Raw genomic sequence first — 13375 nt, 5'->3', positions numbered from 1 at the left:
GCCAGATCCGGCCCCTTCGCGAGCAGGCTCGCTCCCACACTTGGAATGCATTTCAAAGGTGGGAGCGAGCCTGCTCGCGTATGCGATCGACCTGTCAACAGATCTGCCGTGGCAAAGATTTTCGACCGCCCACAAAAAAGGCCGTTTCTGCATGAAAACGGCCTGTCCGAAGTAGCTAAAGACCGGCGAAAATCGGTTAAGTTCCGGTGAAAAAACAGTAACTTGCAATATTGTATACAAGTCGTGTTATTCGTCGGATTTTGATTGTCACGCCCATTGCAGAGCTTCAGGATCGGCGCCGTCATCCCTTTGAGGCTCATCCTCTATGAAGTTCTCCTCGATTCTCTTGTTGTCCCTTGGCCTGGTCAGTGGCTTCGCTTCTGCCGGAGGCACCACCGAAGCAGGTGTGGGCGGCGCATTGGGCGGGGTTCTTGGCTCGGTCGTCGGTCAATCGTTAGGCGGCAATACAGGTTCCACCATCGGCGCAGCCCTGGGCGGCGCGGGTGGTAGTGCGGTCGGTGCAGACAAGCGCAGCCGTGGCGAAGCGGCCATCGGCGGTGCACTGGGTGCAGCCGGCGGTAACGTGGTTGGCCGTAGTCTCGGCGGCACCACCGGCAGCCTGATCGGCTCCGCCGCTGGTGGCGGCGCAGGTGGCGCACTGGGTAACTACATGGGCAACAAGAGTGACGACGATGATCGTCGTTACGACCGTCGCCATGATGACCGTCGCTACTACCGCGACCGTGGTCATCCAGGTCGCGGCCATGCCTACGGCCACCGCAAGCATCACAAGTACTATCGCCACCACTAAGGCGAAGGCTTGAACAAAAAATCGCAGCTTTTGGGCTGCGATTTTTTTTGCGCGTCTAGACCACCAGCCGCTCCAGCGCCCCGCGCAAACCGGCAGGAATCGGCACCGGCTGATTGCTCGCCCGATCAACAAACACATGCACGAACCGTCCCGCCGCACACGCCTCGCTTTCGCCGACCTTGAACACAGCCAATTCATATTGCACCGAACTGTTGCCCAGCTTGCCGACCCGCAGTCCGATCTCGATCAGATCGGGGAAAGCGATCGAGGCAAAGTAATCGCAGGCGGAACTGACCACGAATCCCACCACTTCGCCGTCATGGATATCCAGGCCACCGACCTGGATCAGATAAGTGTTCACCGCCGTGTCGAAGAAGCTGTAGTAGGTGACGTTGTTGACGTGACCGTAGGCGTCGTTGTCGTGCCAGCGTGTGGTGATGGGCTGGAAGTGGGGGTAGTCGCAGCGTTGATTCATGCAGGGTTCTCGCATTCTCTTAATTGAATTTGATCGTGATGACGAACACTTTACCTGTGGGAGCGAGCCTGCTCGCGAAGGCGTCAGCACAGCCGACTGGTGTCAGCGATCAGCAAACCCCTTCCCCTGCGCCGCCAGTTCGCCAATCAACCGCGCCGGCTTCCACTGATCGCCCTGGCGTGTCTCCAGCGCCAGCAAGCGCTGATGAATATCCGCTAGCCCCTGCCGATCCGCCCACGCCATCGGCCCACCCTTATCCGCTGGAAAACCATAGCCGTTCAAGTACACCAGATCGATGTCATGGGCCGAGCCGGCAATGCCTTCCTGCAAAATCTTCGCGCCTTCGTTGACCAGAGCCAGCAAACAGCGCTCAACGATTTCTTCGGGACCGATGTCGCGACGCTGGAAACCCAGATCTTCGCTGACCCGCAGTACCAATGCATCGACCTCGGGATCATGCTCGGCCTGGCGACTGCCCGGCTCATAATGGTAATAACCGTTACCGGACTTTTGCCCGAACCGGCCCATCTCACACAGGCGGTTATCCACCTGAACTTCGGGCGCATCCTGCCCCTTGCCAGCTAGCTCCCGAGCACGCCATTCCAGATCGATGCCAACCACGTCGTACATGCGAAACGGCCCCATGGCGAAGCCGAAGCCTTGCAGCGCGGTATCCACCTGCTGTGGATAAGCGCCTTCGAGAAGCATCTTGCGCGCTTCCAGTACATACGGATGCAGCATGCGGTTGCCGATAAAACCGTGGCAGTTGCCCGACACCACACTGACCTTGCCCATGCGCTTGCCAAGCGACAACGCTGCCTCGAGTGCCGCTGGCGAGGTCTGCGCACCGCGCACGATTTCCAGCAATTTCATGATGTGCGCGGGGCTGAAGAAATGCAGACCCAGCACCTGTTCCGGGCGCCGGGTCGCAGCCGCGATGGCGTCGATGTCCAGCGCCGAGGTGTTGCTCGCCAGCAAAGCCTCGGGCTTGAGCAAGCCATCCAGCTCGCGAAAGATCTTCTGCTTCAGTTCAAGGTTTTCGTACACCGCTTCGATCACCAGATCGACATTGCGAATCGATGCGTAATCCGCCGCTACTGATACGCGAGCCATTCGCGCATCCGCTTCGGCCTGATCGATGCGGCCCTGACGCACGTTGTGTGCATAAGTTTGCGCGACCGTCGTCAGCGCCTGCTCAAGCATCTGTGGATTGTTGTCCACCCACTGCACGCTCACGCCGGCATTGGCCAGGCACATGACGATGCCACGGCCCATGGTGCCCGCACCGATCACCGCAGCTTGCTGGATTTCGAAGGATGTCTGGCTCATGTTGTTCTCTTGTGGGTGGCCCGAAGACAGATTCCAACCTTAGTCAGGCAACGGCGGTTTTTGAAGTTTATTACCGTGATGATCGACATTCAGCGGATGGATGGAGGCTCTGCCTTGATGACACTTGAAGTAGGAGCTGCCGAAGGCTGCGATCTTTTGATCTTGAAAAAATCAACATCAAAAGATCGCAGCCTTCGGCAGCTCCTACAGGGGTCAAAGGTGCTCTTGCGCCCACTCGCGGACCTGCGCGTAGGGGTATTCTTCCAACGCAGCAAAACCCGGTATCGCCCGCGCCTTCAGTTTGGTGAACAACGGCACGCTGATTCCGCACAGGAACCGCGTCAGACGTTCGGCCGATGGAATACGCCCTGTTTGCTGCTCATGCCTGTGGATAAATTCACCACACAACTGCGCGAAGTTTTTATCCACAAGCGGCGGCAATGGCGGCGGCTCCGGCAACCGCGCGATCTGGCCGTGACATACCGAACAATGGCCACAACGCTCGGGGGCATTGTGATCACCGAAATACTCGGCCAGGCGATAACCCAGGCAGCGTTCGGTGGCGAACACCTCAAGCATGGCGTGAATTCGCGCCACTTCAGTCTCTTCGTGACGAGTGAAGTACTCGTGCAGCTCAGCGCTCAGGGCGTCGCTGGCAAAATCACTTTGCAGCAGGCTGTAAACCTCGGTCATTTGCTTGCTTTCAAGCTCGACCCAGCCTTTTTCCTGGAAGTAATCAAGCGCTGTCACTACGCGATTGCGCTCGGCGGAATACTGCGAAAACATCGCCTCGAAATCTACTGTGGCCCAGGTGCGTGCTCGCGTGGACGTCCTGATGATCGCCGCAACGAAATCCCTGCGCTCGCCTTCGAAGCGCTGGAGCAATGCTTCAGGCTCAAGCAGATATTTGAAGCGGTATTCAGCGTAATAAGCGTAGCGCGGCGCGATCAGGCCTCGCAGTTCCAGCTGCACCAGCAAAGTCTTCAACGGCAACGAGCGAATGTTGCTCTGATCCGCCAATGGCCCAAGCAAAAACTCCCATTGTCCGTCCGGCACTGAGGCTTTGAGCTCTTCGAGCACATAATGAATCCCGTCGCGTTCGGGCGTATCACCGTAGACGAAGTTTTCCAGCACATTGAGGCTGTCGCGGTTGGCCAGTACCAGGCAGTCGGAGGGCTGCCCGTCACGCCCGGCGCGGCCGATTTCCTGGCTGTAGTTTTCGATGGATTTGGGCAGATCGAAATGCACGACGTTACGGATGTCGCTCTTGTCGATGCCCATGCCGAAGGCAATGGTGGCGACAATGCAATTGGACTGCCCGGCCATAAAGCGACGTTGAATGTCTTCACGCTGATCGTGGGGCAAACCTGCGTGGTATGCCTCGGCCTGAATTCCGTTGCGTTGAAGATGCTCGGCGATGTGCTCGGCGGTCTTCTGCAACGTCACGTAGACAATGCTCGGTTGCCCGGGACGCTCGGTCATCCATTCGACCAGACGCCGGCGTTTGTCCTGACCGCGTACAGGCTCGACCAGCAAATTGAGGTTGGGCCGATAGAAACCAGTGGTCACTACATCGTCCGGAGCGATGGCGAATTTGGCCTGCATGTCGGCGATGACTTTTGGTGTCGCCGTGGCGGTGAGCAGCAAAGCCTGCGGAATGTTGAACTGACGCTGGTAGTCGGGCAGTTTCAGATAGTCCGGCCGAAAGTTGTGGCCCCATTCGGAAATGCAGTGCGCCTCGTCGACCACCAGCAACGAGATCGGCACCTGCTGCAGGAAATTGCGGAAGCGCTCGTTCTTCAACCGCTCGACGGAGATCATCAGAATCTTCAGCTCGCCCGAACGCGCACGGGCCATGACGTCGTTGGCATCCTCGCGGCTCTGCGCCGAATCGATACTGCCTGCCGAGATGCCGCGGGACTTGAGAAACGCCAGTTGATCCTGCATCAACGCCAGCAACGGCGAAACCACCAATGTCAGGTGTGGCAGTAAAAGCGCCGGCAGTTGGTAGCAAAGCGATTTGCCGGAGCCGGTGGGAAAGATCGCCGCCGCGGATCGCCCCGCCAGCACCGCGCTGACAGCGGCCTCCTGACCGGGGCGAAGCTGTGGATAACCAAAAACCTGTTCCAGGGTGTGGTGCATTTGCTGTCACTCCTTTGACTGCTGCCATGCCCAAAGCCTAGCGGGCGATTGCAGCGAGTCGAGAAAAGGTCGGGGTTGAATCGATACTGAATGATACATGGGAAGCGAAAACCAAGCGTTTAACAATCGAAGCGCCTCGACATACTTTCGAAAAGCTCAGCTACATATATATAACAAACTTCACATTACAAACACAGATACAACAGCGCCCTTTATTTTTTACACCACCTAAAACTAACTTGGCTGCTCTTATACATATGCAAGAGCAACGAAATGACAACTTTAACAATATTTTTCTGCGGCACCGGCTCCAACAAATTTGATGACAAACATAAAAGCTTCTGGGACGGCGAAATCGTTTCTACGCTCGCTGCACACCACAGCGGACGCGAATTTGCCGAGTGGATCGTCGTCGATGGCCCTGGCAGCGGCAATCTGCAAGCCGACGACCTGTTCACCAAGACCTCTGAATACGGCCTTTCCGGCACCCTGTTCGGCAAAGGCTGGGATGAAAACGTGCAACACGCTGTGAACATTATCAAAGGCAAATGCGACTGGCAGCGTAAACAACTGACCGAGTTAGAATATAACCGTCTGAAAGCCGCAGGCATTCCTATTGAAGATGTAAAAGTGGAAGGCTCCTGGTTCTGGCGCCAGTATAACTATGGCGATCGCAGTATCACGCAACAGAAACTACAGGAACAAATCATCAAGACTTTCCGCAAGAACGGCGTTACTCCCGCGCGAGTCAATCTGGTCGGCTGGAGCCGTGGCGGTATCAGTTGCCACATGCTCGCCAATGCGATGTTCCAGGACGCTGCACTCAAACATATTCCGGTGAATATATTTGCGATTGATCCAGTCCCGGGCATCGGCAACTTCCAGGAAAACCGCGTCAAACTTCAATCCAACGTCAAGGAATACATCGCCTTCTATGCCCGCGACGAGCGCTCAAAAGGCTTCAGCTGCGTGATCCCGCAAACCGCTACCGGCACCAAAACCTCGATCTATCCAATGGCCGGTCGCCACGCCACCCTCGCCGGCAACGCCACGGCCCTCGGCGGCGATCCCACCAACAGCAGCGACCTCAATGCGCTGATCGAGCCCGGCCGCATCGTTCGCCATCTGGCGGAAACCTGCCTCAAGCGTTGGGGCGTGCCACTGAGCAAAACGCTCAACCTGAGCGATGCCGACCTACTGCGCTTCACCGGCACCATCGTCAGCGACGAAGCCCGCTACAAGAAGATGCACAGCCAGTCCTACACCTATTTCACCGAACAGGACAAAGGCGAGCGCTATGTCTCGCTGGGCAGCAAAGGCGTGCCGTTTTCGGCAGTCAAAGGCACGATCTACCGGCCGGCAACAGGACTGACCACAAGCCTGCTGGATATTTCTGGCTACCAACATTTGCGTTGAAAAGCGTTTAATAATCGGTAGCAACGTCTGGCGAATTGTTCGTCCCATTCCTACTTCACGCGATGTCTTGTCGGCTATCGCGAGCGGGTGGTGGGTACCTATAGTCGTGGATGTCGCTGCTTTCGCAGCGAGTAAGAGAGTTACTGGACGACGATGCCTACGCCACCTTTCAAAAGCAGTTGGTCGCAAATCCGTCTATTGGCGATGTAATCGAAGGAACCGGCGGGGTGCGTAAAACACGAGTCGCCTCCAAAGGCCATGGCAAACGGGGTGGCGCACGGGTTATCTACTACCACTTCGTTTCAGCATCACAGATCGCGTTGTTGATGATTTACCCAAAAAACGAGCAGCAGGATCTTACCCAAGACGAACGGAAAGCACTGAAGGCCATGATTGGAAACTGGAGGTAACCATGAGCAAGTTTTTTGATGAGCTGATGGAAAGCGTGCAGGAAATGGATGAGATTCTTCGGGGTGAAAAAAAGCCGTCCCGCGAATTCTATGTGGATGCATTACAGGTTAAACAGATTCGCAAAGCGACGGGAATGACGCAGGCAAAGTTCGCAGCCTTGATCGATGTCCAGTTGGGAACGTTACGTAATTGGGAGCAAGGTCGTCGTCAGCCGACAGGGCCGGCCAAAGCACTACTCAAGGCCATTCATAACGATCCTGTCCATGTGCTGAGTGCCCTGGCTGATTGACAGATAGCCAGGGCAAGCCAAGTCTTTGAGTCCAACCAAGCTACATTTCAGATCAGAAATAAAAAACCGCCCCAAAGGGCGGTTTTTTATTCACTGCAAACTACTACTTACAACTTCGGCCCAGCCGCCTTGATCGCGTCGCTCACTTCGAACTTCTTGAAGTTCTCGATGAACAGACCGGCCAATGCTTTCGCTGCCTCGTCGTACGCAGCCTTGTCAGCCCAGGTGTTGCGTGGGTTGAGCAGGTTGGTGTCGACGCCCGGAACGGCCAGTGGCACGTCGAGGTTGATGGTGTCCAGGTGCTCGGTGGCAGCACCGATCAGAGCGCCGCTCTGGATCGCTGCGATCACCGCGCGGGTGGTCGGGATGTTGAAGCGTTGGCCGACGCCGTAGCCGCCGCCGGTCCAGCCGGTGTTGACCAGGTAGACCTTGGAGCCGAAGCCGCGGATGCGCTTGATCAGCAGTTCGGCGTATTCACCCGCCGGACGCGGGAAGAACGGTGCGCCGAAGCAGGTGGAGAAGGTCGACTTGATGCCGCTGCCCGAACCCATTTCAGTCGAACCCACCAGTGCGGTGTAGCCGGACAGGAAGTGGTAGGCCGCTTGCTCTTCGTTGAGGATCGACACTGGCGGCAGCACGCCGGTCAGGTCGCAGGTCAGGAAGATCACCGCGTTTGGCTCGCCACCCAGGTTCTTCTCGGAACGCTTGGCAACGTGCTCCAGCGGGTAGGCGGCGCGGCTGTTCTGGGTCAGGCTGACATCGGCATAGTCGGCGTGCTTGGCGTCGTCGATGACGACGTTTTCCAGCACCGCGCCGTGCTTGATGGCTTTCCAGATAACCGGCTCGTTCTTCTCGGAGAGGTCGATGCACTTGGCATAGCAACCGCCTTCGATGTTGAACACCACGCCTTCGCCCCAGCCGTGTTCGTCGTCACCGATCAGGTAACGGCTTTCGTCGGCCGACAGGGTGGTTTTACCGGTGCCCGACAGACCGAAGAACAGGGTCACGTCACCGTCTTCGCCGATGTTGGCAGCGCAGTGCATTGGCAGCACGTCAGCGGCCGGCAGCAGGAAGTTCTGCACCGAGAACATGGCTTTCTTCATCTCGCCGGCGTAACGCATGCCAGCGATCAGCACTTTCTTCTGCGCGAAGTTGATGATCACGCAACCGTCGGAGTTGGTGCCGTCACGCTCAGGCACACACTCGAAGTTGGCAACGTTGAGCACTTGCCATTCTTCACGGCCAGCCGGGTTGTACTGGGCCGGGTTGATGAACAGGCAACGACCGAACAGGTTCTGCCAGGCAGTCTGTGTGGTCATTTTCACGGCCAGGTAGTGATCTTCCGCCGCGCCTACATGCACGTGGGAAACGAAGTGCTCTTGCGCGTTGTTGAAGGCCTCGACGCGAGCCCACAGGGCATCGAACTTGTCGGCCGGGAACTTGCGGTTGATCGGGCCCCAGGCGATAGCGGCCTGGGTGGAAGGCTCTTCAACGATGAAACGGTCGACTGGCGAGCGGCCGGTGCGGTGACCGGTGCGAACAACCAGAGCGCCGGTATCGGCAAGCTCGCCTTCACCGCGATTCAGGGCTTCTTTTACCAGATCATCAACACTCAGATCGGTGTACACGGCGTTATTGGCTTGCGTCATGAGGTTCCCCGTCGGCCAGTGGCCGAGTGTGCTCCAAACGTTTTGTAGTAGAAAGTCGTGCACTACTACCGCGAAAAAAGTGGGCCGGATTATGCCAGAAAAGCCCAAAAAGAGTAGGGTCCTCCCGTCGTAACGGCGATATTCCGTCATTCCGCAGTGAATTTACCTGCGCTGAACCGTTTTAGTGACGGGTATCTGACGGCGTATCGACGCCCGCGCCAGCGAACAATTGAGCAATATCGGCTGCGTCAAACAGGTACTGCTGATTGCAGAACTGGCAATCGATCTCGACTTTGCCGCCCTGCTCGGCGGCCAGCGCCAGCGCATCTTCCAGCCCAAGACTGACCAGCGCATTGCCGGAGCGTTCCCGCGAGCAGCTGCAACTGAAGCGCAGATGCTGCACATCAAACAGACGTACCTGCTCTTCGTGGTACAGGCGATGCAGCACGGTTTCGTTGTCGAGACTGAGCAATTCATCGGCGCTCAGAGTGCTGGCCAACGCGGTGAGATGCTGCCAGCTGGCGGCGCGGTCCTCTCCGTCTTTCAAGCGATCGGCGGGGAGTTGTTGCAGCAACATGCCACGGGCACGACGACCGTCGGCGAAGAGCTTGAAGCGGGTGCCGACCTGCTGCGACATGACGAAATAGTTGGTGAAACAGTCCGACAGTGTCTCGCCGTCAAGATCAACAATGCCCTGATAGCGCTGGCCGACAGTCGGGTCGACGGTCAGGGCCAGAACGCCGTTCGGCATCAAGTCGGCAAGGGTTGCGTCAACCGCGATCTGCTCGGCGTCGTAACGCGCCAGGCCACGGATTTCGCGCTCGCTGGAACACTCGATCATCAGCAGCGGAATCGGCCCTTCCGAGCGCGCCTGCAAAATCAGCAAGCCATCGAACTTGAGCGTGCCGACCAGTAACGACGCGGCCGCCATCAGTTCGCCGAGCAACTGCGCGACCGGCTCCGGGTACGGGTGTTTGGCGAGGACTTCGGCGTAGCTGCGCTCCAGCGCTACCAGTTCGCCGCGAGTGTCGCTGTCATCGAAGATGAAGCGTTGAGTGAAATCGGTATCCGCTAGATCGGTCATAGGTCTGGGTATCTGAATGTGATGACAAAATGGTTACAAAACGTGAAAATTTGCGCTTGCTGGCACTTTTTTTGGTGCCGGCGCTTTTTCGCCATGGGAGGCATTTTATGAACAATCCGGGTTTGTTCCAATCAAGGTGGAACCTCGGCCGGCTGGTTCTGTGTAACGTAGTGCCGCTGGCGCTACTGGCTTTCTGGTTATGGCCTACCGGTCAGATGCTGTGTGTGATTTTCGACGAGTGGCTGTTCCGCTCGTTGAATGCGCCGCTGGCCAGCAACCCGATATGGCTCCACATCTGGGCAATTGCAAGTCTGCGCCCGTTCGACATCGTCGTCGGACTGATTCTGCTGACGCTGCTGATCAAGGGCGATTGGGTTATCAGGGCGATCGACGTGCGTCGCGCGTTCTTCGGTTTTTTCTCGATCCTGCTGCTGATGGTGGTGATCCGCGCGCTGTTTTCCAAATTCGCCGATCACATGGGCTGGCAGCACAGCAGCCCGTCAATGGTGCTTGAGGGCGCCGTGCACATCAGCGATTACTTTCCGCACCTGGAAAAAACCTGGGAGCTGAAGGACCGTTCCGGCCAGAGTTTCCCCGGTGATCATGCCTCAGTGCTGTTGATCTGGGCATTGTTCATGGGCGTGTTCAGCCGCACCGTCGGACAATTTCTAACAGTATGGGGTCTGGCAGTGTTGTTCATGCTGCCGCGTCTGGTGGCCGGCGCGCATTGGGGTCAGGACGACTACATCGGCGGCTTGCTGCTGGCGGTGTGGGCGTTGGGCTGGGGTTACTACACGCCGTTTGCCTATCACGCGTCGAACCTCTGGTTGAAGCTGACCGCGCCGATTTTCGCGTTGCTGGGCAAGCTGCCGATGGTGTCGCGGATGAGTGTGGTGCGTAGCGCCTGATACCGCGTCGTACTCGATTCGCGAGCAGGCTCGCTGCCACAGACGACTCGATCGAATGTGGGAGCGAGCCTGCTCGCGAAGAGGCCGGCACAACGTTTCAATCTTCGTTGCTGCTACCGCGAAACTTGAACAGATCCCGCCGCTGCTTCTTGCTCGGCTTGCCATCGGTGCTCACGCCCAACGAGCCCGCCTTGCGCATCGCCGCAGCCGCTTCACGCTTGGCGACACTCGCTTCGGTCTCCGCGTACAAGGTTTGCGCCTCGGGTGCGCCACGACGCACGATCGACAATGCCTCGACCCTCACCGTGCGCACTTCGAAGCCGGTGCGAATCTCGAACTCATCACCAATGCGCGGCTCCTTGCCCGGCTTGCAGCGCTCGCCACGACAATGCACCTTGCCGCTTTCGATTGCTGCTTTGGCCAGAGCACGCGTCTTGTAGAAACGCGCCGCCCATAACCACTTATCGAGACGGACCTTGTCGTCCTCCTCCTGCTTCTGTCCCATATGAATTCCTCGCTCAGCCAGTAGTCGGAACTGTACTACCGTTTCTGTCGGGCGCAAGAACTCGGCCCTCCAGATTGACTGTGATCTTCGCCGCCCGACCGGCCTGGAGTGACCGCGTGACTAAATTTCCAACTTCGTTGACCTCACCTAGGGGCGGTTGCCAGGGCTGCCAGCAAAGCGAACCGCTGGATTTCGATTTTGCCTTCGCCTACCAGCCGATTGTCGACCTGCGCGATCAATCGGTATTTGCCCACGAAGCGCTGGTCCGAGGCGTGTCAGGGGAAGGTGCACTGTCGGTGTTAAATCAGGTTACAGAAGACAACCGCTACCGTTTCGACCAGCTCTGCCGGACCCGCGCCATCGAAGGTGCGGCGAGCCTAAATATGCAGACACACTTGTCGATCAACTTTTTGCCCAACGCCGTCTACCGTCCAGAGCTATGCATTCGCAGCACACTGGAGGCCGCACGCAAACACAACTTTCCGATCGACCGACTGATTTTCGAAACTCTGGAAATCGAGCACGTAGATAATTATCGCCATTTGACCAATATTCTGCGTGAATACCGCGAATTCGGCTTCAAGACCGCCATCGACGATTTCGGTGCCGGCTATTCGGGGCTCAATCTGCTGGCCGATTTCCAACCAGACCTGATCAAACTCGACATGGCGCTGATCCGCGATATTGACCAGGATCGTGTCCGTCAGGTGATCGTTCGGGGGATTGTCACAATGTGTGCGGAGTTGGACGTTACAGTCATTGCCGAAGGCATAGAAAGCGCCGGGGAACGGGATTTCCTCGCGGACTGTGGAATATTCCTGATGCAGGGCTACTGGTTCGCCAGACCTGCGTTCAAAGCGTTGGCCCAGGTGCCGGACGGGGCCTGGAAGCGTTAACCCTTGGTTTTTTTCTTTGAAGACATTTGATCATTTGACCGTTGTCGGTCTGCGCGAGTGGGTGGCGCTCCCGGGTTTGGGAGTTGCGGGCCTGCGCGCAAAAATCGACACCGGCGCCAGCACCTCCAGCCTGCACGCCACCGACATCGAGCCGTTCGAACGCGACGGCGAGAAATGGGTGCGCTTCACTGCGCATCTCGGCACGGTGGTGCAGTTGCGTCACCGGCGCTGCGAAGCGCCGCTGGTCACGCGCAAAACCATCAAGAGCTCCAACGGCCATGCCCAGGTGCGCTATGTGATCAGCACCACGCTGGCCCTGGGTGATCGGGTCTGGCCGGTGGAGTTCACTCTGGCCTGCCGCAAGTCCATGCGCTATCGCCTGCTGCTCGGTTCCAAAGCCCTGATCGATGGCCAGTTGGTGGTCAATCCGGGCATCAAATATGTACAAGACAAGCCGGTGTTCCCGGTATCTACCTCCTCCACAGGTGTTGCATGAAGATCGCTGTGCTGTCGCGTAATCCGCGTCTGTATTCCACCCGCCGTCTGGTCGAAGCCGGAATCGAGCGCGGGCATGAAATGGTAGTGATCGACACCTTGCGCGCCTACATGAACATTGCCAGCCACAAGCCGCAGATCCATTACCGCGGCAAACCGCTGGAAGGTTTTGACGCGGTGATCCCGCGGATCGGCGCATCGGTGACGTTCTACGGCTGCGCGGTGTTGCGTCAGTTCGAAATGATGGGCGTGTTCCCGCTCAACGAGTCTGTGGCCATTGCCCGTTCGCGGGACAAATTGCGTTCGCTGCAACTGCTGTCGCGGCGCGGAATCGGTTTGCCGGTCACCGGTTTTGCCCACTCGCCGGACGATATTCCCGACCTGATCGCCATGGTCAACGGTGCACCGCTGGTGATCAAGGTACTGGAAGGCACCCAGGGCATCGGCGTGGTGCTGTGCGAAACAGCCACGGCGGCAGAATCGGTGATCGAGGCGTTCATGGGCCTGAAGCAGAACATCATGGTCCAGGAATACATCAAGGAAGCCGGCGGCGCGGATATCCGCTGCTTCGTGGTCGGCGACAAGGTGATCGCCGCAATGAAGCGCCAGGCCAAACCGGGCGAGTTTCGCTCCAACCTGCATCGCGGTGGCAGCGCCAGCCTGATCAAGATCACCCCGGAAGAACGCATGACCGCGTTACGCGCTGCCAAGGTCATGGGCCTGGCGGTGGCGGGTGTGGATATCCTGCGCTCCAATCACGGTCCGCTGGTGATGGAAGTGAATTCGTCGCCGGGACTGGAAGGCATCGAGACCACCACTGGCAAGAATGTCGCCGGAATCATCATCGAGCATCTGGAAAAGAATGGCGGGCCGAATATGACTCGCACCAAGGGCAAAGGTTAACCCAGAGATATTCGGCGGCTGGAAAGCCGCCTTCGCGAGCAGGCTCGCTCCCACAGTTGATC

At 57.8% G+C, this 13375-nt stretch carries 14 protein-coding genes; 8 read left to right on the top strand and 6 right to left on the bottom strand.

The features are described 5' to 3' along the window. Positions 1-325: 325 nt before the first annotated feature. A complete protein-coding gene (locus ACZ9BE_RS25800) occupies positions 326-811 on the top strand; it encodes a glycine zipper domain-containing protein (RefSeq protein WP_039756448.1) in 486 nt (161 codons plus the stop codon). A 55-nt stretch (positions 812-866) separates the two neighbouring features. On the opposite strand, the gene ACZ9BE_RS25795 is transcribed toward ACZ9BE_RS25800, so the two are convergent. From ACZ9BE_RS25795 to ACZ9BE_RS25785, 3 genes are all read right to left on the bottom strand, one after another. Next, the gene (locus ACZ9BE_RS25795) at positions 867-1286 is read right to left on the bottom strand and encodes an acyl-CoA thioesterase (RefSeq protein ID WP_071174077.1); all 420 of its coding nucleotides are present in this window, start codon (positions 1284-1286) and stop codon (positions 867-869) included. A gap of 102 nt (positions 1287-1388) precedes the next feature. Next, positions 1389-2615 (bottom strand): 3-hydroxyacyl-CoA dehydrogenase, encoded by a 1227-nt coding sequence (locus ACZ9BE_RS25790; RefSeq protein ID WP_323620161.1) that lies wholly within the window; start codon positions 2613-2615, stop codon positions 1389-1391. Between the two features lie 213 nt (positions 2616-2828). Then, positions 2829-4757, bottom strand: coding sequence for a RecQ family ATP-dependent DNA helicase (locus tag ACZ9BE_RS25785; RefSeq protein ID WP_476250083.1), 1929 nt, complete (start codon positions 4755-4757; stop codon positions 2829-2831). Between the two features lie 273 nt (positions 4758-5030). Here ACZ9BE_RS25785 and ACZ9BE_RS25780 point away from each other — a divergent pair, with 273 nt between their 5' ends. From ACZ9BE_RS25780 to nadS, 3 genes are all read left to right on the top strand, one after another. Beyond that, positions 5031-6173: a lipase family protein gene (locus tag ACZ9BE_RS25780; protein WP_476250082.1), complete on the top strand. Its 1143-nt coding sequence runs from the start codon at positions 5031-5033 to the stop codon at positions 6171-6173. Between the two features lie 110 nt (positions 6174-6283). Continuing rightward, positions 6284-6583: a type II toxin-antitoxin system RelE/ParE family toxin gene (locus ACZ9BE_RS25775; RefSeq protein ID WP_476250081.1), complete on the top strand. Its 300-nt coding sequence runs from the start codon at positions 6284-6286 to the stop codon at positions 6581-6583. A 2-nt stretch (positions 6584-6585) separates the two neighbouring features. Beyond that, the gene (gene nadS / locus ACZ9BE_RS25770) at positions 6586-6873 is read left to right on the top strand and encodes a NadS family protein (RefSeq protein ID WP_016772178.1); all 288 of its coding nucleotides are present in this window, start codon (positions 6586-6588) and stop codon (positions 6871-6873) included. A gap of 107 nt (positions 6874-6980) precedes the next feature. On the opposite strand, the gene ACZ9BE_RS25765 is transcribed toward nadS, so the two are convergent. Together ACZ9BE_RS25765 and hslO are read right to left on the bottom strand one after the other, a co-directional pair. Continuing rightward, positions 6981-8522 carry a phosphoenolpyruvate carboxykinase gene (locus ACZ9BE_RS25765; RefSeq protein WP_016772179.1) on the bottom strand — a complete coding sequence of 514 codons (1542 nt, stop codon included), beginning with the start codon at positions 8520-8522 and terminating at the stop codon, positions 6981-6983. 181 nt (positions 8523-8703) lie between these two features. After that, positions 8704-9606 carry an Hsp33 family molecular chaperone HslO gene (gene hslO / locus ACZ9BE_RS25760; RefSeq protein WP_476250080.1) on the bottom strand — a complete coding sequence of 301 codons (903 nt, stop codon included), beginning with the start codon at positions 9604-9606 and terminating at the stop codon, positions 8704-8706. Positions 9607-9713: 107 nt separating this feature from the next. Between hslO and ACZ9BE_RS25755 the strand changes: the two genes are divergently transcribed. After that, positions 9714-10514, top strand: a complete 801-nt coding sequence (locus ACZ9BE_RS25755) for a phosphatase PAP2 family protein (protein WP_460142588.1) — start codon at positions 9714-9716, stop codon at positions 10512-10514. A gap of 97 nt (positions 10515-10611) precedes the next feature. Here the strand turns inward: ACZ9BE_RS25755 and ACZ9BE_RS25750 are convergent, their stop codons facing one another. Further along, positions 10612-11019 (bottom strand): RNA-binding S4 domain-containing protein, encoded by a 408-nt coding sequence (locus ACZ9BE_RS25750; protein ID WP_016772182.1) that lies wholly within the window; start codon positions 11017-11019, stop codon positions 10612-10614. A 116-nt stretch (positions 11020-11135) separates the two neighbouring features. On the opposite strand from ACZ9BE_RS25750, the gene rimA reads away from it, so the two are divergent. The 3 genes from rimA to rimK are packed head-to-tail and all read left to right on the top strand — an operon-like array spanning position 11136 to position 13313. Continuing rightward, positions 11136-11915, top strand: coding sequence for a S6 modification regulatory phosphodiesterase RimA (rimA, locus tag ACZ9BE_RS25745; protein WP_095181098.1), 780 nt, complete (start codon positions 11136-11138; stop codon positions 11913-11915). Positions 11916-11931: 16 nt separating this feature from the next. Next, a complete protein-coding gene (gene rimB, locus ACZ9BE_RS25740; protein ID WP_016772184.1) occupies positions 11932-12411 on the top strand; it encodes a retropepsin-like aspartic endopeptidase RimB in 480 nt (159 codons plus the stop codon). After that, on the top strand, positions 12408-13313 hold the full coding sequence (gene rimK / locus ACZ9BE_RS25735; RefSeq protein WP_024011184.1) for a 30S ribosomal protein S6--L-glutamate ligase: 906 nt from the start codon (positions 12408-12410) through the stop codon (positions 13311-13313). Before rimB ends, rimK begins: the two co-directional genes overlap by 4 nt. Positions 13314-13375 lie beyond the last annotated feature (62 nt).

The sequence above is a fragment of the Pseudomonas sp. TE9122 genome (genome assembly GCF_056278925.1).
This window is presented reverse-complemented; position numbering and strand designations above follow the sequence as displayed.

Bases quoted from the DNA above. Each gene is read 5' to 3' on its own strand.
- ACZ9BE_RS25800 (WP_039756448.1), top strand. From the start codon at position 326: ATGAAGTTCTCCTCGATTCTCTTGTTGTCCCTTGGCCTGGTCAGTGGC.
- rimK (WP_024011184.1), top strand. From the start codon at position 12,408: ATGAAGATCGCTGTGCTGTCGCGTAATCCGCGTCTGTATTCCACCCGC.
- ACZ9BE_RS25775 (WP_476250081.1), top strand. From the start codon at position 6,284: ATGTCGCTGCTTTCGCAGCGAGTAAGAGAGTTACTGGACGACGATGCC.
- ACZ9BE_RS25795 (WP_071174077.1), bottom strand. From the start codon at position 1,286: ATGAATCAACGCTGCGACTACCCCCACTTCCAGCCCATCACCACACGC.
- ACZ9BE_RS25755 (WP_460142588.1), top strand. From the start codon at position 9,714: ATGAACAATCCGGGTTTGTTCCAATCAAGGTGGAACCTCGGCCGGCTG.
- ACZ9BE_RS25750 (WP_016772182.1), bottom strand. From the start codon at position 11,019: ATGGGACAGAAGCAGGAGGAGGACGACAAGGTCCGTCTCGATAAGTGG.
- ACZ9BE_RS25765 (WP_016772179.1), bottom strand. From the start codon at position 8,522: ATGACGCAAGCCAATAACGCCGTGTACACCGATCTGAGTGTTGATGAT.
- hslO (WP_476250080.1), bottom strand. From the start codon at position 9,606: ATGACCGATCTAGCGGATACCGATTTCACTCAACGCTTCATCTTCGAT.
- ACZ9BE_RS25790 (WP_323620161.1), bottom strand. From the start codon at position 2,615: ATGAGCCAGACATCCTTCGAAATCCAGCAAGCTGCGGTGATCGGTGCG.
- nadS (WP_016772178.1), top strand. From the start codon at position 6,586: ATGAGCAAGTTTTTTGATGAGCTGATGGAAAGCGTGCAGGAAATGGAT.
- ACZ9BE_RS25780 (WP_476250082.1), top strand. From the start codon at position 5,031: ATGACAACTTTAACAATATTTTTCTGCGGCACCGGCTCCAACAAATTT.
- ACZ9BE_RS25785 (WP_476250083.1), bottom strand. From the start codon at position 4,757: ATGCACCACACCCTGGAACAGGTTTTTGGTTATCCACAGCTTCGCCCC.